Origin of the sequence: Methanoplanus limicola DSM 2279, from assembly GCF_000243255.1 — an archaeon.
In the GTDB taxonomy this organism is placed as follows: Archaea; Halobacteriota; Methanomicrobia; order Methanomicrobiales; family Methanomicrobiaceae; genus Methanoplanus; species Methanoplanus limicola.
In genome coordinates, this window is the sequence record NZ_CM001436.1 from 855,273 (window position 1) to 878,348 (window position 23,076).

Sequence of the window (23,076 nt, forward strand, 5' to 3'; positions counted from 1 at the left end):
GTCAGTTTTACTAATGACGGGATAATATTTATTCCTTTTTCAGCCTGAGAAATTTATGATAAATATTACAGGAATGCAGTTAAAAAAAGGAAAAAAATAAACTCATTTAACAGAAGGAAAAATTAACCTGAGATAGATTTAAGTGTATAGAAACCACAAATTTTGGTCTTGGATATCTGCCGGAACAAAACCTCAGAATCAGGCACCATTATGATAAGGACATACGATATATAAAACAACAAATGAATGCCCCGGAATATATGGGACAACAGAGGTCAATAATGCAGCATAACTTTTTTTCAGGATAAAGATCATACTTATCCGGTTTGAAACTATAAGCCATATTAAAAAAGGGGGTACCAAAAATGATAAAGAAGAGAAAAATTCTGGTAGTCATTGCTCCGGAAAACTTCCGTGATGAAGAACTGAACGAACCTGTTGCAGTATTTGAAGAAAACGGCATAGAGTATGAGATAGTATCAACAGAGAAGGGACAGGCAAGGGGAATGCTTGGTGCTTATGCTTATGCAGAAACGGATTTAAAGGATATTCTGGAGACAATCAGAAGCGGAAAAGGAGATGCTGAATACAGTGCACTCATGATAGTCGGAGGGTCAGGGGCACCCGAATACCTGTGGAACAATGAAGAACTCCATGAAATTGTCAGAAGATTTGACATTGAAAAACAGCCGGTGGGGGCTATCTGTCTCTCACCGGCAGTCCTTGCAAATGCAGGAATATTAAAGTCACGTGAAGTTACGGTATTTAAAGACAGTGCGGCACTCAGGATATTAAAAAAAGCAGATGCCAGAATCAGCAGCGATCAGGTGGTAACAGACAGCAATATCATTACAGCAGATGGCCCGGAAGCAGCAGGGGAATTTGGCAGAAGAATGGCAGAGGCATTTCTGAAGACTCCTGAAGTATAAAATATCCGGACAATCCGGAAAACGAACATAATTGGGGGAATTACACCAAAAAAAAAAAGTGCTACCACCATGATAAATCCGTAACCACAAATTCCGGATATAGACCTGGATAATTCAGGAGAAAGAAGAAAAATTAAGGGATTAAAGGCAGAGAGTTTCTGAATCGGGATTTTTCCGGAAGGCACGATAATTCACCTTCACCTTCTCAGGAAAACGGTTGGCATAACAGTAAGCACAGAGATGCGGGCATGTATTATAGCATCCTACATCAGCACTTTCGATACAGCCACAGGCAGGGCGCTGCCCTTTGTCCTTCTTAGCATGCCGGGCAAGATAACGGACCATATCCGGATCATCAGCACAAATGCGGGATATTAAATCAGGATCAACACACCGGTTTTTATCAATACCAAAATCCCGGAGCTCATAATCCTCACCGCATGTGGCGCATTTTATGCCCCACTTCCCGGCAAACCTGCCAATCTCCTCTGAAATCTCAATCACTTCATCATATGAAAACTCCCGGACCGGCTTCGCAGCTTTTATCCCGGAATTTTTGATATTCCGCTCTACAGTTTTATAAAGGTCGATAAAACTGAAGACCAGTTTTTCTGTGTATGGATGTATCTCTTCCCCGATGCTCTCAATCCTTCCGGTAAGTGTCTCAACAGAGATAGTATCAGAGAGAATGAGAGGATCAAAACGCCAGATCACTTTTTCCGGTCCGCAAACTTCCGAAAGCATCTTAAATGTCTCAATTCTCTCAGAAAGCGGGGGCACATTTCTCTCAAAACCCTCACGGTCATAGTCGTTTAAAGTGAACTGAAAGTAGTATCTTAGCCCTTTCCTGTCAATTTCCCGGAGATAAGGAATAAGAGGAGACGGATTTTTTGACCAGAATACAATCAATCCTGCATCATCATAGACTATCCTGCGCCTCCTTCTGTTATAGGGGTTTACTTTAACAGAATAACCTGCATTGAGTCGGGATATAAACCATTCCGGATAAAAAGCCGGAATATCTGTAGTTCTGCTGACAGAAAGGATTTTGGGGCGTAAAGGCGGATATTCACCCCCACCACCAGCTAAAGATTTTACCGCAGCAGAACCGGAAAAATCAGAGAGATTCATAAAAACCAGGACACTGAATTTATTTACTATATTTTTTTATCAGATAAACAGGTCAGATAATTAGAGAGATCACGATTATAATCATAAAAATAAGAATAACTGAATTATTCAAATTTCCATCTGACAGCAGTGAATACAGGACCCCTGAGGTCCACTTTCAGTCCCCGGTCTGTAATATATCTCATTCCCCAGGGTTCTATTTTAATATTGAGATCTGATGGAAGTTTGGCCATCTTAACCTGAATCTCCCCTGATTCTCCGGTAAGGGCAGACTCCTCAATTCTTGCAGCAGCAAGGTTTGAAATCGCAGAGATATATGAGATATATGAATTAACTCCCTTATCCCTCACCTTTTTAAAACTCTTTGTGTCAGGAACACCGAGAACCTTTCCGTCTGATATGAAGATCTCATTTCCCGCCGCAGGGCCAAGAAGTTTTGAGTTCTCCTCACGCTCTTCGACATAAACTTTCAGTTTCATACCACAGAAATCATCAGATTCATATGCCAGAAATTCACAGGGGCTTTCCGCATCACCATTTGATACGGCCGTCTTTTCAATGACATATGCAATCGTGATACCTTCCGGAGTTGCAGGCTCCTCCTTAAGCCCGACTGCACCTGCAAGTTCAAAATCGGAATATTCACGCGGATACATCTGTGGATAGGTTAAAACCCTCACATCGTCTGACTCATATTCAATCATTGCAAGGCGCTCAACACCCATTCCAAGGTTCATAACCGGAACTTCAACCCCGTAAGCTGAAAGGGCATATGGGCTGTACATACCAAATGTCGCAACCTCAACCCACCCGTGAACAGGATGCTTTGCGTAGACCTCAGTCTGAGTATCCGGTACATAATACTTTGACCTCTTCTCATCAGGCCTGAACTCAAAATCAGTAAAGCCAAATGCGGATAAAAGTCCGGCAGTGACAGCCTTTCCATCCTCAAGAGTGACATTTTCACCGGCAATTATACATGAAGCAGAATGATATGTCATAAGCCTTGTAGGGCCTTCCTCCTGCTCCCTTCTGAAACACCTGTCAATTGAGAACTGCTTTATGGGCAGGGGTGATTTATCCCACATCTCTCCGAGTGAGAGGAACCATCCGGAGGTCATATGTGACCGGAGAGTTGTCCTTGACGACTCAGGAGCGAGCTCCTTAAATTCCGGAAATACCTCGTCCATCATGCCGGCAACGATACCGTCATCAGCACCAAGCACAGAGGCGATCTCATGTGTAAGGTCATCACCGTCAATCTCGGACTTCTTGTAGGCATGAAGGGTTCTTCTGAGTTTCTCCTCAGTCTCTTCAGTTACAGTTACCCCTGTAAGCTCGGATATCCGCCCGATCTGTTTTCTGCCGATCCCGACATTGGGTCTTGGAAGGCCGCCGAGATAAAAAACACGGTCAAGAACAGCATTTGCTTCAGGGCCAAATTGTCTGAATACATCCTTTTCATCTATAAACAGGGGAACTCTGGCCTCGTCAAAGCCCATCGATAGATAAACCTCCCTTAAACGCTGGATGGTCTCTGCAACCGGATGTGCCTTTGCCCTTACAAATTTACCCCTGGGGTAGCTCTTTGATACAGGAGCCTTTGGAATAAACTCCGCTCCCTTATGCCATGCGCCATCGAAATCCTCTCTGGCCAGTGCCCTGAATTCTTCAGAATCAAATCTCATATTACTCCCTCGTCATGCATACAACCCTGGATACAGGGCTTTCATCATGTATATTATAATCACAGTACTTTGCAATCTCCTCTGCAAAAGCCCTTACCTGTGAATGTTCAGGCATTGCATCCCGGACAAGCCTTTTCATTGAAAAACCGAGGTGCATATACCCCTTCACCTCTATAAAGTCTGCACCGGAATCCTGGTACATCTTCGCATAACCTTCAGGCGTATGGTCATTAATACCCAGAACAACGGTAGTTCTCACAGCCGACCTTCTTCCGCCAAGAAGGGAGAGGCTTTCATTAATGTTGTCCCAGTAGTCCTCAACCGGACGGCAGATCTTAAGATATGTCTCCCTCTCAGGTGCATCCAGTGAAATATATGTCTGGTAAGGGCTGCACTTCTCAATCATCCACGGTCTTGTTCCGTTTGAGACCAGAAATGTGGTATTACCTCCGGCGTTTAAAATATCGATCAGTTCAGGAAGCCGGGAATAGCAGGTAGGCTCACCGGAGAGTGAGATCGCAACCATATTTGGATTAAGTGCCTCCTCCCACATCCTGGGAGTGGCAGTGCTCGACTCAACTATTGGGTTATATCCGGCAAGCGACTTCTTCTGAAGCTTCTTAATCCCGCCCACTATAACTTCCGGAGGGCACTCCTCCTCTTCCACAATCTCATGCTCCATTGACCTCCAGCAGAAGAGGCACCTCTGGTTGCATTTCAGCGTAGGAGTCATCTGGACGCACCGGTGGCTGTCTATGCCATAAAACTGGTGTTTATAGCACATATCGCCGCCGGAAAGTGCTCTCCTGTTCCACATGCACGGCTTAAGAGCTGCGGATGATTTTTTAGAGAAGAACTGATAGCCCTGTTTTATCAGTGACCTACATGCTTCGGACTGCATCAATACCAAGAGTCTCCAGTGCCTCTTTGAGAGTATTCTGTGCTGCCTTTACGAGTGTTAATCTTGAATTCCGGAGTTCCCCTTCAGCTTTGAGAACCGGATTAAACCTGTAGAATGTATTGAACTGGTCAGCAAGTTCCCGCGCATAAATTGCAAGGATATGAGGCCGAAGCTCTTTTGAAATCTCGTCAATAACTTTCGGGAAGAGTGCAATATGTTTCGCAAGTGCTATTTCCTGCTCAGACTCTGCTTTTGCAATAATCTCAAAATCGCCGGCCTTATCCAGAATAGAGCATGCCCTCGCATGTGCATACTGGATATACGGTGCACTCTGCTTCTCAAAGTCAAGCGCCTCAGTCCAGTTAAATACCGTGCTCTTCTCCTGTGAAACCCGGATAATGTCATATCTTATTGCTCCGGCGGCGACAGAACGGGCAATATCCCATCTCTCACCCTCAGGAAGTTCAGGTCTTCGGACTGTTACCTCCTCAAATGCCTGCTCCCTCACCTTGTCAATTAATTCATCTGCCGAGATGAATTTTCCCGCTCTTGTGCTCATCGAACCTTCAGGAAGAGATACAAACTCAAAGAAGACAATGTCAGGCACACGGTCGCCGAGAAGCTTCATGGTTGCCTGAAGCTGGGTTCCGATAAGCTTGTGGTCAGCACCGAGGACATCAATAACCCTGTCAAAGTTATCCCCTTTCCATTCGTGAAATGCAAGATCCCTTGCCGCATAAACAGATGTACCATCAGAGCGGCGGAGGAAATACTCCTTCTCAAAGCCGAATTCACTTAAGTCAAGTGAGAGCGAACCGTCAGACTTCGCTTCCGGAAGAGCCTCAAGCCTGTGAAGGACATTGAGCATGAGGCCGTTTTTAACAAAATCGGATTCAAAGATGAAGCGGTCGTGCTTTGCATTCATCTTAAGGAGAGTCTCTTTCATGCCGTCAAGGCAGAGCAGCACGGCCTCCCTGAACTTTCGGACAGTCTCAGGATCACCCTGTTCAATTAAGGCCATCCTGTGGTTGATCTCACCCTTGATCTCCGGTTTTGCCTCAATCGAACGGTTTGCAGCAACATAGACCCTTGCCACATAGTGATCGCCCTTCTCACCTTCTTCCCTCTCAATACCAAGAGTTTCAAATCCCCATGAGACTATGGCAATCTGCCGGCCCATATCATTGACGTAATATTCTGCCTCAACTCTGTAACCGGCTTTTTTCAGGACTCTTGTAAGTGTATCACCGATAACGGTATTTCTTATATGCCCTACATGAAGCGGACCGTTTGGGTTGGCGCTGGTATGCTCAATACTGATACGTTTGTTCTTTACCGGAAGACTGCCGTAACCGTCCAGAACAGCCCTGGCAATCACGCTTTCTGTATATTCCGGACCAAATATGAAATTGATATAAGGTCCGGTTGTCTTTACCTCAATACCGGCTTTAGAGAGGGAACCTGATATTTCAGAAGTTATATCGCCTGCAATCTTTGCAGGATTTTCCCTTCTCTTCTTTGCAAGTGCAAATGCCACGGTGGAGGCGAGATCAGCATGATCCCCGCCATATGTAAGCATTACATCCTCTTCGCCTGTTGCCTCTATAAGAGCAGACTCTATCCTTTCGTAAGTCTCGAAAAACATATCTTTCATTCCCCGGATAAATCAATTAATTATTTTTATAGAATATTCAGATTTAAATTTGATACTCAAAGAGAAATTCGTTCAGAATCACCACATCCATATCAGATCATTAAATTTAACGGACAACATCAGTCATCTCCGGATATAAACAGAATGTGCCGGTTATATACCCGGCAAACATCCCCGGATTTCCGGATATCCATATCCGGAATATATCTGCACAGTTATCATCAGACCTGTAAAAAGAATAAAATTCCGGAATCAGTACCCGGTTCTGTACCTGAGTATAGCCGCAATTCCGCCAAAAGCATTGTAAAGCATTGCACCTTCCTCAAAGTCATCCGAGATAATCATAACATCAGTTGAGCTTGAATCTGCAAATTCCGTAAGTTCATCAATAATATCAGTCTCATCTTCCATATACAGTGGCGCAGAACATTTCGGGCAGGTGCCAAAGTCAATATCTGACATCTTTTTACCGGGTTCCACCTGCACAGTCTCCTCTTTTTCGTAGTCACAATTCTGACATTTAATTGTCAGGCGTGATTTTCTCAGGACTGAGGAGAGAAGAAGGATATCAACAGCACCTATTTCAAGGTTCTTTCTGACGCTCTCCTCACCATATGATGAAAGCCCGTCATCCTTGACAAGTTCCTTAAAGAAGCGTTCCATTACAACCTTCTCTTTCATAACCTCAACGCCGCGGAGTGCCTCGCTTGCATTGTCAACAAGTTCCGAAAGGCCGCTCTCGTTTGTGTATGAGCAGTCAAAGAGACCGATTACCCTCTTCTGGAGTTCATGGTGAATGAATTCTCCGGCATAAAACTCATCCTTTGTAGGTGTAGGGCCACCGATAAGTACGCCCTTAAACCTCTCAAAGAAATCAGGTTCAGCCATAAAAATATCCGTGGCCCGATCTCCGACCTTTTTATAATATTCATTTATGGCAATAAGGCGCAGGCGCTGAAAACGCATTGCAGACTGACCACCCTTCCTCTGTTTTCCCGGAACTGTTGAGGTCACACCAGACACAGGTTCAATCCTGTTGCCCCTCAGAAAGCCGATATAGGACTCCCTTCTGTCAATTACAATCAGCCCGTAGACCTCCTTCTCAACAAGCATCTGCTGAAGGGGTTCAAGCTCAAATTTAGAAGAGCACCTGTACATATACAGGTTCAGAGGTTCAGGCGGTTCGATGATAACGCAGTCGAGATCTGTCCTGTCCCCGCCAAGTTTCACAGTACCGCAAAAGACAGCCAGGCCATTCTCCGGAGGTCTGTTATACTGCTTAAGCCTTGAGAGGATTGAAGAAATAGCGCTTTGTACATTGGTCTTTGTCTGCTTGCTCTTAATATTCGAACACTGACCATACTCGTCCTTTAACTGGTTTGTGACATCATATATCTGCTTGTCAGGAGGGATATATATTGTAATAAGCTCAGTTCCGCTTCCTTCCTTCTCATTGAGCTTCTCAAGAGTCTTTTTAAATTCATAGCGCTTCCTTGCGCTGTCAATCTCAGTTACCGTTTCTGCCATCTGCTATAATTCACCTGCTGATAAACTTTATTATTATTCAACGTATGTAGCATTAAGTTTTAGTAACAGGATAATCATCAGAGAAGATCTGCATTAACAAAGTCACTCATGAACCAGCCGGTTCACAGATGATGAATAAAACTGTGCACTGTTTCATAGGAGAACAGTCATAAAAATCCGGATAATATAGTATAATCCAGAACTTTCCGGAATGGTCCGGAAAATTTGCTTATTACTATGAAGTGCGGCATAAGTGCATAAGTGCATGATTTGGAATAATCTCCGCCACACCCCGGTTATTCCAAAACATTATGCAGAATCTATAAAAAATACAGAGGAGAAATTCGGATGAAATTCCGGAACAAAAATATTAACCTTAAGATCCGGCATCAGGTGTTAAACTCAAATATTCATTTCTCAAAAGGATATTGATGATGCCCTCATCAACCTCTCCATTCAGGCCGTGATTACCGTTAAACGCAATAAACTCCTTAGGCTCCTCTGCAAGGCCATAGAATGCCTGCCCGTACTCAAAATCAATGATGGTGTCATCCGGAGAATGGAATATGTAAACCGGAGACGGGCTGATCATTCCTATGTAGTTATCCGGATTTATACTTCTGATAAAGCGGAGTGTTGCTGCACTGTAATCACCTTCCGGGAATAAAAAGCCGGATGTTGAAACGCCAAAATATCCGGAGAAATTTCCGTCAGCCGCAGCAGCAATAGCCGCATAACGCCCACCATTAGATGAACCAACGGCATAAACAGGCACGCCGAACCTTTCAGAGAGATACCTTTCACCATAAGTCAGGTCACCGACAATCCGGAAATACTGGGGCACCTCACCATTGAGATAGTAACCGAGATCTTTTGATATATCCAGCGGATAACCCTCACTTTTCCCGCCATTACCGCGGATATCGACTGCCAGAAATGCTATGCCGGACTCTGCATAACTCACAGCCCTTGAATTATGATCGGCGGCAGATACACCTGCACCGGGTGCAAATACAACCGCACAGGACGGGTTCTGCGGATAGGTGAGTACCGAATAAAAGGGCGTGGCCCCTTCAGCTGAGATGACCACCTCTTCTGAAGTAATCCCGTCTTTCTGAGAGATTACGGTTGAGGAAGCGGAGTAAGCAGAGTTATCAACCGACAGAATACCATATTCAGAGACAGAATAACCTGATTCAGGCACATTTTCGGAGCAACCGCATGAAAATAATATAAGGGCAATTAAGACTGAAGATAAAAAGAGAGAATAATTTATATTGATTTTATTTCTAAAAGGCCGCATAGCCATTATTTTATGCCCCCAGACATTTATAGACGAGACATATGGTCTTTGCGTCAACTATTCTTTCAGCCTCAATCATACCGCGAAGTTCACTTATTCTGACTTTTACAACTGTAATGTCCTCATCCGCATCTTTTTCAAACTCATCCGATGGGGCAAGACCCCTTGCCTCATAGAGATATATAATCTCATTTGTGTATCCCGGAGATGTAAAGATATATCCTTTTGGAATCATCTCAGATGCCGAGAGCCCAGTTTCCTCAATAATTTCCCTCTTTGCGGTATCTGCCGGAGATTCACCATCTTCGATTGTGCCCGCAGGCGCTTCATAGATGTAATCGTCCACAGCATACCTGTACTGTTTAATGAGGTAGCAGTATTCGTCATCCACAGGAAGCATCGCAACCGCTCCTCCGGGTTTAACAACAATTCTCTCAAGTTTGACTCCGCCGGGAAGGTCAATCAGCACTTTCTCGACTTTGAGCCTCTTACCATTGTATATTTCACTAACAGGTTCTTTTATATCAGCCATTTAAATCAGACTCCGTTCAGTATTATAACCATACAGAATTACTCACAGGGGTTTGTCCTGTATTCTATCGGATCACTTCTGCCGGCCTCTTCAAATGCCTTCAGCCTGAAATAGCAGGAGTCACAGCACCCGCATGCAGGATGGTCGTCCCGGTAGCATGACCATGTGTACTCATATGGCACACCAAGTTCAAATCCCTTCTTTAAAATCTCTGTTTTATTAAGCTTTACAAATGGAGTCATCAGTTCAATAGAAGTATCATCCGAAGTGCCGAGATCTATAACCCTCTGAAAAGCATCAATAAATTCCGGGCGGCAGTCCGGATAACCGCTGTAATCTGACGCCTGAACACCTATGAATATGGCATCTGCACCCTTGCTCTCGGCATAACTTGTTGCAAGAGAGAGAAGGTTTGCATTCCTGAACGGGACATAGGTATTCGGAACGCTCTTAACAGACAGATTGTTATCACCGGTTAAATCAACAGCACCAACGCAGGATTCCGCAGAATCCTCATGATCATGGACAGTAAGCCCCCTGTCAGTCAGTGAACTCCCGCCAAAGCAGGAGAAGTAATCCAGCGGGACAACAACAAGTTCCTTTGCTCCAAGCAGCCTGGATATTTTCTCAGCACATTCTCTCTCCTTCTTCTCAGTCCTCTGCCCGTATGTCGTATGGAGGGCATAGATATCATACCCCATATCCTTTGCAAGATATGCAAGGGTTGATGAGTCCATACCACCGGAGAGAAGGCATACAGCTTTTTTATTACCACTCATTATTTCACACCAATTATCTTATGCAGCTGAATCTGCATCCTACATGGGAGTTTTTTATCAAGTATATAATCCGAGACAGCTCTGTAGTCAGATCCGGATACAGGAGAAATAAATGTTTCCGGGAGGCAACCACCGGAGATTATCACATCCTCAGCATATTCGAGATCTTCTCTCCCAAAAACTACGAATTTAACAGAGTCCCTGTTTCGAAGTCTCTTAAGAAGAGAGAGATTACTGACCTCACCTGAAGAGGGGCATTTTACATCCATACATATCGATGCAAAATCCATCAGAGGTGCCGGGTCAATCGTTCCGTTCGTCTCTATATCAATAATATACCCTTCAGAATCAAGGGCACCCAACAGAGGGACAAGTTCATCCATCCAGAGCAGAGGTTCTCCCCCAGTGATGCAGATGTGCCCAAAACCCCTCTTTTTAATCTCACCGATGACCTCATCGTGAGTCATCTCTTCTCCCGATTTTCCATCCTGCGATTCAGGAGTATCACACCAGGCGCACCTGAGGTTGCATCCCGAAAATCTGACAAAGGTTGTTGGCCGGCCCTGATTTTTTCCTTCACCCTGAAGGCTGCCAAAGATCTCCACTATTTTCATATCCTGCCTCTCCGATTATAACTCAATTTCAGGAAACCTGGTTTTCCAGACAATACAATATCACCAAAAAGCCTTTTTCCGGCAGACATAACCGGTCAGATCTCAAAGCTTTATCTCTCCCAGTCCGCATAGCAGGAGGTTGACTCCCAAACCCGGCAGCGTGTGACTGTTGCCCGGATTCCGGCATTATCACACTCTGCCTGAATTTCAGCAGCTAATCTTTCGGAGAGAAGTTCACTTGTGGGATCTCCGTCAGTCTTTACAACATCCTGGTACCTGCCGATACATTCTGCCATAGGGTCGTTTTTATTCAGGATAACTTCATGATCGTAGCGGTTCACAGTCTCCTTTATCAGGTTATAGTCGATAAGAATCATGCTGTCACCGGCAGTCTCGCCCTCAGCCCAGACCTCCACTCTCCACTGGTGCCCGTGAAGCCTGTTGCACTTTCCTTTATAGTGCATAAGCCTGTGGCTTGCCTCAATATAGACTTCCTTGTAAATGCGTATTGTCATATTAATCAAAAATCTCCTTAACAGTATTTACACCGCAGAAGTAATGGAATATACTATCAGTGCAGGTTGTAATGCAGCAGAAGAACTGTCCGGAATCTGCTGTAATTTCAGACCGGAGAAATATAAAAGATTGCGCGCACAGGGAGATTCTGTAAATAAAGTCCTTATACGGGATTTTACTGACAGATGCAAATTTCGCCAGTCCGACAGAATAAAGGCAAAATAATACCAATCAGGGACCTGTACTGGAATCAGAAGAAATAATTCAGGAATTTACAGAGAAATAATACCCACTATCACAATAAATATACCGGACAATAAAACGCGCAGAAAAGGTACAGGAGTAATAGATATTAATAACCTGTAAGTCAAGATTTTAGGGAGAAATCTGGTACCGGTGGCAGCGGCGGTGAGGACAGCGGCGCTCGTGTATCTGCCCGTTTCCTGACAATTCGAAGAGATTAGCCTCGATCTTTTTCAGAGTTCTCATGGATCACTCAATAGCCACAAATTATCAATTTCAGGCGCCCAGCGCAAGATTAAGAGGCAAAAATCAGTAATTACAGCTGTGGGCAGCTTTGCCGCAGAGGTGATTACAGCCACATCAGAAAGATATTCATCTCTGATGGGGCACATCCGGAAAAGACCAGCATCCTGAAAAGGAAAAAGGTTTTTCCAGCAAAAATATGCATTGAGGTTATTCAATGGGAAACGGTAAATTCGCAGCAAGAAAGTGTAAAAGCGATGCCAAGAAGAACAGATGGCGCGACCCGAATTACGCGAGGCGCCAGCTCGGTCTTGACATCAAGTCTGATCCTCTGGAAGGAGCACCACAGGGACGCGGTATTGTACTCGAAAAGGTAGGAGTAGAGGCAAAACAGCCAAACTCAGCTATCCGTAAGTGTGTCCGTGTTCAGCTTATCAAAAACGGCCGCCAGGTCACTGCATTTGCAGTCGGCGACGGTGCTATCAACTTCATTGATGAGCACGACGAAGTCACCATCGAAGGTATCGGCGGTCGTCTGGGCCGTTCAAAGGGAGATATTCCGGGAGTTCGTTTCCAGGTAACAGAAGTAAACAATGTCTGTCTCCGTGAAATGGTTCTTGGAAGGAAAGAGAAACCACGCAGGTGATCCCTATGACAGCAGAAGAAATAATCGAAAATACAGAAGTTCCTGTTGTAGAGGAAGCGGAAGCACCAAAGGCAAGACCTGCCTACCTCCTCTTCAACAAATGGGACCTCACAGAGGTCCAGATCAACGATCCTGGCCTTGTACGCTATGTAAGTGTTGATTCACTTATTGTCCCGCACTCAGGCGGAAGGTACCAGCACCAGCAGTTTGCAAAATCAAATATGCTCATTGTCGAGCGCCTTATCAACAGGCTTATGCAGACTGAGACAAATACCGGCAAAAAAGAACTTACAACAAGAATTGTAAAGGATGCCTTTGACATAGTCAACAAGAAGACAAACAGGAACCCTGTTGAGGTCCTAATTGACGCTATTGCAAACTCAGGGCCACGTGAAGAGACCGTACGCCTGAAGTACGGTGGTATCAATGTACCAAAGTCAGTCGATACAGCACCACAGCGCCGTATTGATACTGCACTTATCTTCCTTGCACGTGCTGTCCGCCAGGCAAGCCACAAAAAGAAGAAACCTGTCGCTGCATGTCTTGCAGATGAGCTTATCGCCGCTGCCGCAGGTGAATCACGCAGTTTTGCTGTTTCAAAGAAAGAAGAACGCGAACGTGTTGCAAAGTCTGCACGTTAATATAATAAATATTACTTTTTTTTGGTGAATCTTACATGACCAGACGAAAAAAGATGGTGGAGAGAGTTACAGGACTGATGTCAAATCCGGAGAACATCAGAAACATCGGTATTGTAGCTCACATTGATCACGGAAAGACAACACTCTCAGACAACCTCCTTGCAGGTGCAGGCATGATCAGCGATGAGATTGCCGGTAAAGCATGCTGGATGGACTCTGATGAAGAAGAGCAGGCACGTGGAATTACAATTGATTCCTCAAACGTCTCGATGGTTCACGAGTACAAAGGAAAAGAGTACCTCATCAACATGATTGATACACCGGGTCACGTTGACTTTGGTGGTGACGTCACACGTGCAATGCGTGCTGTTGACGGTGCAGTCGTTCTCGTTGATGCAGTTGAGGGAACAATGCCACAGACAGAGACTGTTCTTCGCCAGGCACTCAAAGAGGGAGTTATGCCCGTTCTCTTCGTGAACAAGGTAGACCGTCTCATCAACGAACTTAAAGTTGACGAGATGGAGATGCAGATCCGCCTTGGTAAGGTAATTGACAAGGTCAACAAACTCATCAAAGGTATGAACGAAGAAGCCTTCAAGAACGGATGGAAACTCGATGCAGCAGACGGCAGAGTTGCATTCGGATCAGCTCTCTACAACTGGGCAATTTCAGTACCATATATGAAGCAGAGCGGCATCTCATTCAAGGATGTATACGACCTCTGTAAAGCGGAAGACATGAAGACACTCGCAAAGAAAAGTCCCCTCTGTGAAGTTGTCCTTGACATGGTTGTCCGCCACCTTCCAAACCCGGATCAGGCTCAGAAACGCCGTGTACCTATCATCTGGCAGCACGGAGATCCAAACACACCTGAAGGCAAATCAATGCTCAACTGTGATCCAAACGGAGCTGCATGCCTGATGGTAACTGATATCTCATTTGATCAGCACGCAGGAGAAGTTGCAACAGGACGTCTCTTCTCAGGTACACTCAGACGCGGCACTGAACTTTATGTCATGGGCACTGCTATGAAGGTCAACCGCTTAACACAGGTAGGTATCTTCATGGGTGCGGAGAGGATCGAAGTGGAGGCACTTCCGGCAGGAAACATTGCAGCTGTAACAGGTCTTAAAGATGCAATAGTCGGATCAACGGTCAGCACCCTTATGGATATGACTCCGTTTGAATCACTCAAGCACTACTCAGAGCCTGTCATGACAGTCGCTGTCGAGGCAAAGAACATGAAGGATCTTCCAAAGCTCGTCACTGTCTTAAGGCAGGTTGCAAAGGAAGACCCGACAGTCCGTGTTACAATAGATGAAGAAACCGGAGAGCACCTTATCTCAGGTATGGGAGAACTTCACCTTGAGATCATCACAGGCCGTATTGCACGTGACAAGGGTGTCGAGATCGTAACCTCACCGCCGATTGTTGTTTACCGTGAAACCGTCACAGGAACAGCAGGCCCGGTTGAAGGAAAGTCACCCAACCGCCACAACAGGTTCTATATTAATATCGAACCAATGCCCGAAAATATTGTCAAACTCATCAAAGACGGTGAGGTTTCAATGGACATGCCACAGCTTGAACGCCGTGACGTTCTTGTCGAAGCAGGATTTGGCAAGGATGAGGCAAAGAGTGTCAAGGCAATCGAAGGAACAAATATGTTCATCGATATGACAAAGGGTATCCAGTACCTCAATGAGACAATGGAACTCGTCCTTGACGGATGGCGTGAGGCACTTGAGGGCGGACCTCTTGCAGACGAACTTGTCCAGAATGTCAAGATCAGCCTTATGGATGTTAAGCTTCACGAGGATGCAATCCACCGTGGCCCTGCACAGGTAATTCCGGCAGTCCGTTCAGCTGTAAAGGCAGGACTTCTCATGGCAGGAGATTCACTCCTTGAGCCTATGCAGAAGATTCAGATCACAGTACCACAGGACCACATGGGCAGTGCAACAGGACTTCTCCAGGGGCGCCGTGGACAGGTATACGATATGCAGTCAGAAGGTGACACCATGATCGTAACCGGAAAAGCACCGGTTGCAGAACTCTTTGGTTTTGCAGGCGATGTCCGTTCAGCAACTGAAGGCCGTGCAATGTGGTCTACAGAATTTGCAGGATTTGAGACCGTTCCGCAGGGAATGCTCAAAGAGATTGTCAAAGCAATCAGACAGCGCAAGGGTCTTAAGGAACAGATACCTGAGCCTGCTGATTACCTGGCATAATACTAATTTTAATTTTTTAAGACCCTGAAACTTACCCGCATGGTACAGTCATAATCCGGGATTATCCCGGATTTCAGACTATTAAGCCCCGGATAATAGCTGAATTCTAAAGAATGACAAAGCTCTTTGATTCAAGTCCCGGCGGAATTTCCTTTCTAAGAGTCATAACAGAACATTCAGAAGGCTGAATTTCAACGGTAAAATCTTCGTACACCCGCAGTGAATTAAGCAATTTCAGATTCAGGACAAATATCTCGCCGGGTTCAAGAAAGTTATTGCCGTTTCCATTGCGGACCGATTTTATGCCCCAGTGATTAACTGCCGGATTTTCATTCATTATGGGATCACAGGGTATTAATTCATCATAGTGATCTCTGGTCATGCAAATGACATTGACTTTGGTGAAATCAACCGGATCTCCGGTTGGATTTATTGAAACCGGAATAAATATCGAGTCTGCCCTTACCGGAGAAAAAAGACTGTTTACCCCGGCATACATATCTCCGTTAAGGTTCAGAAAAGTCGATGACATGCCAATACCGTCATGAACAGACTTTACATCCTGTGCAGCTGCATTGAAACCGGCGCCAAGAACCATATACGAAAATACTGCCGCTACAACCACAAATGCAATGAGGACTATCGCAGCTTCAAGCCCTGTAAATGCCTCATCATCCCCGGTTGCAGGATAAACCCTCCATGACATATTTATTCACATTATAAATTAACTGAAATCAAAGAGAGAACATCATATCTCATACAAGTTCATAATAATCATTCTTAACCAGATAATCAGGAATATCACGGCTAAAAGAGATGCCATGCCCTTCAGACGGAGTGACAGTTACCTTAAAAGAATCTCCTCCGGAAAGCAGGACTGAATCCAGATTGATCCTGACCTTCAGGATTTCACCATCCTCAAGAATGCTGTCATCATCCGGACTTATCTTCCATTCATATTCAACAGATGAATCCCCGGGTAAATAATCCTCAATAAATTCATCTGTTGAGATATGATAAGAAATTTTACTGATGTCAATACCGGTTCCGCCTCCACAGTGCTCAAGATAAAACATAATATATCTCAGTTCAGAACCGGACAATTTTACTCTGCCAACAACGGTTCCGGCTAAATTCAGAGAGTTTGAAGTCTCCTTAAGGCCTGAATTTATGACATCCTCACTTTTGTCTGTCACAAAAAAACCTGCTCCAAGTACAACAAAGGCAAATACTGCTGCAACTACAACAAAAGCGGTTAAAACTATTGCAGCCTCAAGACCTGTAAAGGCCTCTGAACTTCCAGGTCCGGATGGCACAATAGTCAATATATTATTTATGAAATTAAAGATTCCGGTTTACAGCCACACATATGATTATATGCAGACAACATAAGATAGTAACATAAAGTAGATCATTCCGGCTATAACAAAAGAATCTGCCAGGAACAGGACAGTTCACCCGCAGACAGAGTCAGATAACCCACCTGACAGCCAGGAGTGCACTATAACCAAACTATTTATGCACATATGGGCATAAATAACATAGGTGAATTATGAAAGTAGCAGTAACATCAAAAGGAGAAGATAAAGATTCGGTTTTTGAAGGAAGATTTGGAAGAACACCTTATTTCCTAATATTTGATACTGAATCCGATGAATGTAAGGCAGTTAAAAATCCGTACTCTGAAGAGGCTTCAGGTGTCGGTCCAAGGGCTGCACAGCTTCTTGTTGATAACAGTATTAACAAAGTAATAACCGGAAATGTAGGTGGAAACGCAGCATCAGCCCTTCAGATGGCAGGAATTGAAGTTGTTCTCGACCGTGACGGCGGAAGTGCCGGAGAGGTATACAACAGAAATAAGGCCTGATTCAGGAGAACCTGATGAAGATAGCGGTTGCAAGCGGCAAAGGCGGAACAGGAAAATCCACAGTATCTGTAAACCTTGCATACACACTTGCATTAAAAGAAAAAGTAGTACTTGCAGACTGTGATGTTGAGGAACCAAACCTTCATCTCTTCTTTAATGCAGAGGAGACTGAAAAAGAAGTCAGAGTGCCCCTGCCGGCCTTTGATATGGAAAAGTGTACACTCTGTGGGGACTGTGCAAGGTTCTGCAATTACGGTGCTTTAATTGTCGGAAAGGAAAAACTTTTATTCTTAAAAGAGATGTGCCATTCCTGCGGAGGATGCAGAATACTCTGCCCTGCCAGTGCAGTAAGCGAAACAGAAGTGACTATAGGCAGAATTCTCACATCAAAACCAACTGAAAATCTGACCCTTATTACAGGCATACTTAATATTGGTGAGATAAAAGCGCCTGAAGTAATAAAGGATGTCAAAATAACAGCAGAAAAAATACCTGATTCGCAGATAACCATCCTTGATTCCCCGCCGGGTACAGCATGCTCAATGGTTGAAACGGTTGACAGCATCGACTTCAGTATCCTGGTTGCAGAATCAACCCCGTTCGGTATGCATGACATAAAACTCGCCGCAGAGGTTGTAAAGGAGAGAAACATCCCGGCATGTATAGTTATCAACCGGAGTGACGGTCAGGACGGGGCAATTGAAAAACTCTCTGAAGAGATGGGCATACCAATCCTTATGAGAATTCCGTTTGAAAAGGAGATTGCCAGAATACAGGGTAACGGAGAGATACTTTCTGCACATTCTGAGAAATACCGAAGAGAATTTCTGGACCTCTTTGAGAGAATTAAAGAGAACACCGGAGGTACTGCATGAAAAAAATTGCGGTCATAAGCGGCAAGGGCGGAACAGGCAAAACGATCGTAACCGGTGCACTTGCTGATCAGCTCAATGCAAAAATGATAATCTGTGATGCAGATGCAGATGCCTCCAACCTTGACCTGATCCTAAAACCGGAAATTCTCAGGAGAATTCCACATGCCGGTCTGAAAATTGCAGAGATTGACCAGGACAAGTGCATAGGATGTGGAGAATGCTACGAATTCTGCCGCTTTGACTCTGTAATTGACAGAAAAGACGGAACTTACCTTATAGACAGCCTGAAATGTGAGGGATGCGGAGTCTGCGGACTTGTATGCCCGGCAGAATGCATTGAATTAAAGGAGAATATCTGCGGCGAGGTGTTCATATCCAGATCTCCATACGGAACAGTTGTTCATTCAGAACTGAAAGCAGGTTCCGGCGCAACAGGACTCCTGGTTCATGAGATTAAGAAATATGCCCTTGAAGAGGTCACAGATGAAGAATTAATGCTCATAGACGGCCCTCCCGGTATAGGATGCCCTCTTCAGTCCACAATGAGCGGTACTGATTACGCACTTATTGTAACTGAGCCAAGCCAGTCCGGACTGCATGACTTAAAGAGGCTTGTGAAAGTTCTGGAAAAACTTCCGGTTGAGATATTCGCCTGTATAAACAAGGCCGATCTTAATCCTGAAATAACAGAAGAGATTACATCTTATCTCACTGATTCAGAGGTTCCTATGCTTGGAACAATTCCATTCGACAAAAATGTAATTGAATCGGTAAGAAACGGAATTCCGGTTACAAAAACAGATTCACCGGCATCAGATGCAGTAAAAGATATCTGCAATAATTTATCGGAGAAGATACTCTGATGGGAGATGAAAACGAATTCAGGGGAAGGGGCAGAGGCAGACCCAGAAAAATGCGATATATGGATAATACAGGTTCCAGTGAGTATTTTGAACCCACATCCCCCGGCAGAGGGGAGAATGAATTCGTGCGGATCCTTCCCGAAGAGCTTGAATCAATAAGGCTCGTTGATCTTGAAGGAGATAACCAGGAAACAGCAGCATCCAGGATGGGAGTTTCAAGGAGAACACTCTGGAGAGATCTTCATGAGGGCAGACAAAAAGTTGCAGATGCACTCGTAAACAGAAAACTGATAATAATCAGTAATGAAAATATCCATAAGGACAATTATCCCGGCAGGGGCAGATGCAGAAGAAGATTTGATGAATGCCCCTACTATGATGAAGATAATAAACCTGAGAGTGATAAATAATGAAACTTGCTATAGCAAAACAGGGAGAAACTGTATCCGAACATTTCGGACAGTGCGAAGGCTTTATGCTCTTTGTGATCGAAGGCGGAGAGATTAAATCAGAGGAATTTGTGGAGAGTCCGGAGCACAAACCAGGAGTGATTCCTGAATTCCTTGCATCAGTCGGTGTAACGGATGTCATTGCCGGAGGCATGGGCGGAGGCGCTGTAAATATCTTTAACAGCAAAGGAATTAATGTATTCACCGGGATTTCAGGTCCAATCCGGGCAGTTGCTGAAGAGTTTGCAAAAGGCAATATTGAAAGTTCGGGCAGCATATGCAGCCACACCCACAGCCACTAAATCCCAGATTATAACCATAATTAACACTTTTTTTAAGAAAGCGGCCGGAAAGAATAACTGCCGTTCATAAATGCCTGAAAGCTGCTCATAAACCCAAAAAACCCCATAAAAACACCGGCAGCAAAAAATAGCTGAGACAGTTCCAAATCCATAACTAAAGGGATCAGGACTGTCAGAATCTTAGGTACCGGAGGATTTAACCCTGTAATTCCCGGCAGGCACAGTAATCTCAAACCTGACACCTTCACCGGGAACACCGCACTCCCTAAGCGACATACCTGTCATGGATAAAACATTGTGGCTGAGGAATAGTCCATAGCCGGTATTTTTACCAAATCCCTTCAGCATAATCTTATCCTTATCAGCATATAAGATACCACCACCATTATCCTCATAGATAATCTTTAAGAAACCATTCTCTTCTTCAGTGGTGAAACGGATTTCTGTCAGTTTTCCTCCGCCATGGCGCAGAGAGTTTTCAGCAAAATTGTAAAATACCTTTTTTAAGAGATTGTCAGCCAGAATTTCATAGCTCCCAACATCCACAAAGACCTCAGAATCATTTAAATCAAGCAGATATGAGACATCCCAGATGCATGAATCGAGATCCTGCCAGACAGGGGTTGTAATTCCAATCTCCTGATAATCTTTTGTAAATAAAAGCTGATGCTGAATTGTGTTCATCAGAATCTCAATCTTGCTCACCATCTCACTGACATCATCATCTCTTCCTGAAAACTCCCTTATAAGTTCAAGATAACCAAGAACAGCCGTTACCTGATTGAGCACATCATGTCTTGTTACATTGCTCAGGAGATTAAGCTTTGAATTTGCAATGGACAACTGCTCTTCAGCAAGTTTCCTCTGAGTAATATCTCTCTTCGTCTCACGCCGCCCAGCCCAGGTGCCGTCTTCATGATATACCGGCTGACAGTAATGTGATATCCATTTAAGCCCTCCGTCAGGGAGGATAATCCTGAAATCAAAATGAGCCACATCCGTATTGTTCTCGTCAATGCCGGAATAATGATCAATCAGCATCTCAAGATCATCCGGATGGACAATATCATTCATAATCGCCATAGGGTCAGCCATGAATTCTTCCGGTTTATACCCGGTAATTCTCTCACATGAAGGGGAGATATAGATGTAGCTGCTGTCAGGCCCAACCCATGACTCCCAGTCATAGGTGTAATCTGCAAGCGTTCTCATCATCTCCTCATTCCCCCTGAGTGCCTCCTCCATTCTTGTACGTCTGCTTATATCCAGAATTACACCAACAATCCCGGCTACAGAACCGTCAGGATTATGAAGTGCAGTCTTTGAGAACATCACATCAATGATCTCCCCCTCTGAATTATTGATCTTATGCTCATACTGCTGAAGATGAGGGTTGTCAATGATCTCTTTATCTCTGACCGAATATAGGTCTGCAAGGTCATCATTGAAGAAATCATGGATATTCCTGCCTAAGATCTCCTCTTTTGAAAGACCTACAAGTTCTTCAAAGGCCTTATTGCAGTCATGATAAATGCCATTAATATCACGGTAAAATACAGGGGCCGGAATGGTATCCTTCAGGGCCTGAATGAAGTTGATTTCACGCTTAAGGTCCCTCTCAACATTTTTTCTCTGGCTTATATCAAGAATAACCCCTACGATTCCGTCAACAGTGCCGTCTGCCCTTAACTTGGCAGTCTTGGAGAACATTACATCAAAAATCTCACCGTCTGAGTTATTTATCCTGTACTCATACTGCTGAAGATGAGGATTATTTAAGATCTCACGGTCCCTTTCTGCATAGAAATCAGCAAAATCCTTATTGAAGAAATGGTGAATATCCTTTCCGATGATCTCATCACGCGAAAGTCCTACAAGTTCTTCAAAAGCCTTATTGCAGTCATGATAGATGCCGTATTCATCACGGAAGAAGAAAGGAGCCGGAATGGTATCTTTCAGGGCCTGAATGAAATTAATCTCTTCATTGATACTTTTTTCCATCTTCTTCCGGTCACTGATGTCAACTATAACGCCCACAATACCATCAACTGTCCCGTCAGCCCTGTAACGGGCAGTTTTTGAGAAGAGAACATCTAAAATTTCACCCATGGAGTTGTTTATCTGGTATTCATACTGCTGAAGATGCGGGCTGTCAATAATCTCCCGATCCATCTTTGCATACCATTCAGCCAGGTCTTTATTGAAGAAATCATGAATATTTTTACCAACTATTTCACTGCGTGGAAGACCTACAAGTTCTTCAAAAGCCTTATTACAGTCATGGTAGACGCCATTCACATCACGGTAAAATACAGGTGCAGGAATTGTGTACATCAGTGCCTGGACATAATTGACCTTCTCCTGAAGCCACTCCTCCATGAGTTTCTGATCAGTCATATCCCTTCCGACAGACTGGTATTCAGATATATTGCCTCTTTCATCAAATATCGCGGTGTCATTCCACTGCTGCCACCGTACCGAGCCGTCAGGAAGTATAATTCTGTGCTCTATGCTGTCAAAAGGATTTTCGGGCGTAAGGGATTTCAGGTGACTTCTGATTGCATTCTGCTCAGAATCAGGTATATTTGGAACAAATATTTCACCGACAATCTTTTGGCTGTCAAGCCCGTAATACCGGCAGAAAGCATCATTTACAAAGCCAATTGTCCCGTCCGGCAAAAACCTGCATATCAGTTCGGTCTGACTTTCAACAACAGCACGATATCTCTCTTCACTTTTTTTAAGTTCTATTTCAGCCTTTTTTCTCGAATAAGCCTGAAAAATCATATTTTTCAGTTCTGCAAACTGTGCTGTAGGTTTGCCCCCTTTCTGAAGATAAAAATCAGCACCGTTATTTATTGCTTCAATGAGGACATCTTCACGCCCCCTTCCCGAAAATATGATAAACGGTGTAGGATCACCTCCGGCTTTCAGGGTTTTTAAAAATTCAATCCCGTCTATATGTGGCATCTCATAATCAGAAAGAATTACATCAAAGCAGTCAGATTCAAGAATTTTTAAAGCCTCACTCACAGACGAAGCAGAAGTTACCCGGAATTCACCCTTCTTTTCCAGATATATTTTTGTTAGGTCAATGAGAGACTTTTCATCATCGACATGAAGTATTCGTATCAACAGAGAT

The 23,076-nt window shown here is 44.3% G+C and carries 22 protein-coding genes; 9 read left to right on the top strand and 13 right to left on the bottom strand.

From position 1 onward, the window contains the following. Positions 1 to 365: 365 nt before the first annotated feature. Positions 366 to 929 carry a DJ-1/PfpI family protein gene (locus METLIM_RS04125; protein ID WP_004076657.1) on the top strand — a complete coding sequence of 188 codons (564 nt, stop codon included), beginning with the start codon at positions 366 to 368 and terminating at the stop codon, positions 927 to 929. A gap of 141 nt (positions 930 to 1,070) precedes the next feature. On the opposite strand, the gene METLIM_RS04130 is transcribed toward METLIM_RS04125, so the two are convergent. From METLIM_RS04130 to METLIM_RS04175, 10 genes are all read right to left on the bottom strand, one after another. Next, positions 1,071 to 2,060: a DUF1848 domain-containing protein gene (locus tag METLIM_RS04130; protein WP_004076658.1), complete on the bottom strand. Its 990-nt coding sequence runs from the start codon at positions 2,058 to 2,060 to the stop codon at positions 1,071 to 1,073. Between the two features lie 104 nt (positions 2,061 to 2,164). Then, on the bottom strand, positions 2,165 to 3,748 hold the full coding sequence (sepS, locus tag METLIM_RS04135; RefSeq protein WP_004076659.1) for an O-phosphoserine--tRNA ligase: 1,584 nt from the start codon (positions 3,746 to 3,748) through the stop codon (positions 2,165 to 2,167). A gap of 1 nt (position 3,749) precedes the next feature. Then, positions 3,750 to 4,649, bottom strand: a complete 900-nt coding sequence (twy1, locus tag METLIM_RS04140; RefSeq protein ID WP_004076660.1) for a 4-demethylwyosine synthase TYW1 — start codon at positions 4,647 to 4,649, stop codon at positions 3,750 to 3,752. After that, positions 4,630 to 6,294 carry an arginine--tRNA ligase gene (gene argS, locus METLIM_RS04145; protein ID WP_004076661.1) on the bottom strand — a complete coding sequence of 555 codons (1,665 nt, stop codon included), beginning with the start codon at positions 6,292 to 6,294 and terminating at the stop codon, positions 4,630 to 4,632. Before argS ends, twy1 begins: the two co-directional genes overlap by 20 nt. A 261-nt stretch (positions 6,295 to 6,555) precedes the next feature. Beyond that, complete coding sequence (prf1, locus tag METLIM_RS04150) at positions 6,556 to 7,830, bottom strand: peptide chain release factor aRF-1 (RefSeq protein WP_004076662.1); 1,275 nt, start codon at positions 7,828 to 7,830, stop codon at positions 6,556 to 6,558. Between the two features lie 376 nt (positions 7,831 to 8,206). Then, entirely contained in the window at positions 8,207 to 9,034 is an 828-nt protein-coding gene (locus METLIM_RS04155; RefSeq protein ID WP_157202226.1) for an alpha/beta hydrolase, read from the bottom strand. Positions 9,035 to 9,143: 109 nt separating this feature from the next. Then, positions 9,144 to 9,665: an NUDIX hydrolase gene (locus METLIM_RS04160; RefSeq protein WP_004076664.1), complete on the bottom strand. Its 522-nt coding sequence runs from the start codon at positions 9,663 to 9,665 to the stop codon at positions 9,144 to 9,146. Positions 9,666 to 9,703: 38 nt separating this feature from the next. Further along, positions 9,704 to 10,444 carry a 7-cyano-7-deazaguanine synthase QueC gene (gene queC / locus METLIM_RS04165; protein ID WP_004076665.1) on the bottom strand — a complete coding sequence of 247 codons (741 nt, stop codon included), beginning with the start codon at positions 10,442 to 10,444 and terminating at the stop codon, positions 9,704 to 9,706. Then, positions 10,444 to 11,058 (bottom strand): 7-carboxy-7-deazaguanine synthase QueE, encoded by a 615-nt coding sequence (locus tag METLIM_RS04170; protein ID WP_004076666.1) that lies wholly within the window; start codon positions 11,056 to 11,058, stop codon positions 10,444 to 10,446. The genes queC and METLIM_RS04170 overlap by 1 nt, the downstream gene beginning before the upstream one ends. 110 nt (positions 11,059 to 11,168) lie before the next feature. Continuing rightward, positions 11,169 to 11,573 (bottom strand): 6-carboxytetrahydropterin synthase, encoded by a 405-nt coding sequence (locus tag METLIM_RS04175; protein WP_004076667.1) that lies wholly within the window; start codon positions 11,571 to 11,573, stop codon positions 11,169 to 11,171. A 704-nt stretch (positions 11,574 to 12,277) separates the two neighbouring features. Between METLIM_RS04175 and METLIM_RS04185 the strand changes: the two genes are divergently transcribed. From METLIM_RS04185 to METLIM_RS04195, 3 genes are read left to right on the top strand one after another with little or no spacing between them, the layout of a single operon-like run. Next, positions 12,278 to 12,706: a 30S ribosomal protein S12 gene (locus METLIM_RS04185; RefSeq protein WP_004076668.1), complete on the top strand. Its 429-nt coding sequence runs from the start codon at positions 12,278 to 12,280 to the stop codon at positions 12,704 to 12,706. Positions 12,707 to 12,711: 5 nt separating this feature from the next. After that, positions 12,712 to 13,347, top strand: a complete 636-nt coding sequence (locus METLIM_RS04190) for a 30S ribosomal protein S7 (protein ID WP_004076669.1) — start codon at positions 12,712 to 12,714, stop codon at positions 13,345 to 13,347. Positions 13,348 to 13,382: 35 nt separating this feature from the next. Next, positions 13,383 to 15,578 carry an elongation factor EF-2 gene (locus METLIM_RS04195; protein ID WP_004076670.1) on the top strand — a complete coding sequence of 732 codons (2,196 nt, stop codon included), beginning with the start codon at positions 13,383 to 13,385 and terminating at the stop codon, positions 15,576 to 15,578. 106 nt (positions 15,579 to 15,684) lie between these two features. On the opposite strand, the gene METLIM_RS15405 is transcribed toward METLIM_RS04195, so the two are convergent. Then, positions 15,685 to 16,284 carry an archaellin/type IV pilin N-terminal domain-containing protein gene (locus METLIM_RS15405; protein ID WP_004076671.1) on the bottom strand — a complete coding sequence of 200 codons (600 nt, stop codon included), beginning with the start codon at positions 16,282 to 16,284 and terminating at the stop codon, positions 15,685 to 15,687. A 49-nt stretch (positions 16,285 to 16,333) separates the two neighbouring features. After that, complete coding sequence (locus METLIM_RS04205; protein WP_004076672.1) at positions 16,334 to 16,894, bottom strand: archaellin/type IV pilin N-terminal domain-containing protein; 561 nt, start codon at positions 16,892 to 16,894, stop codon at positions 16,334 to 16,336. Positions 16,895 to 17,130: 236 nt separating this feature from the next. Here METLIM_RS04205 and METLIM_RS04210 point away from each other — a divergent pair, with 236 nt between their 5' ends. From METLIM_RS04210 to METLIM_RS04230, 5 genes are read left to right on the top strand one after another with little or no spacing between them, the layout of a single operon-like run. Then, positions 17,131 to 17,445 carry a NifB/NifX family molybdenum-iron cluster-binding protein gene (locus METLIM_RS04210; protein WP_004076673.1) on the top strand — a complete coding sequence of 105 codons (315 nt, stop codon included), beginning with the start codon at positions 17,131 to 17,133 and terminating at the stop codon, positions 17,443 to 17,445. Positions 17,446 to 17,459: 14 nt separating this feature from the next. Further along, positions 17,460 to 18,320 (top strand): P-loop NTPase, encoded by an 861-nt coding sequence (locus METLIM_RS04215; protein ID WP_004076674.1) that lies wholly within the window; start codon positions 17,460 to 17,462, stop codon positions 18,318 to 18,320. Next, a complete protein-coding gene (locus METLIM_RS04220; RefSeq protein WP_004076675.1) occupies positions 18,317 to 19,183 on the top strand; it encodes an ATP-binding protein in 867 nt (288 codons plus the stop codon). Before METLIM_RS04215 ends, METLIM_RS04220 begins: the two co-directional genes overlap by 4 nt. Further along, complete coding sequence (locus METLIM_RS04225) at positions 19,183 to 19,593, top strand: DUF134 domain-containing protein (protein WP_004076676.1); 411 nt, start codon at positions 19,183 to 19,185, stop codon at positions 19,591 to 19,593. The genes METLIM_RS04220 and METLIM_RS04225 overlap by 1 nt, the downstream gene beginning before the upstream one ends. Beyond that, positions 19,593 to 19,934 carry a NifB/NifX family molybdenum-iron cluster-binding protein gene (locus METLIM_RS04230; protein ID WP_004076677.1) on the top strand — a complete coding sequence of 114 codons (342 nt, stop codon included), beginning with the start codon at positions 19,593 to 19,595 and terminating at the stop codon, positions 19,932 to 19,934. The genes METLIM_RS04225 and METLIM_RS04230 overlap by 1 nt, the downstream gene beginning before the upstream one ends. Before the next feature lie 180 nt (positions 19,935 to 20,114). Here the strand turns inward: METLIM_RS04230 and METLIM_RS04235 are convergent, their stop codons facing one another. Beyond that, positions 20,115 to 23,069, bottom strand: coding sequence for a PAS domain S-box protein (locus tag METLIM_RS04235; protein WP_004076678.1), 2,955 nt, complete (start codon positions 23,067 to 23,069; stop codon positions 20,115 to 20,117). Positions 23,070 to 23,076: the final 7 nt, after the last annotated feature.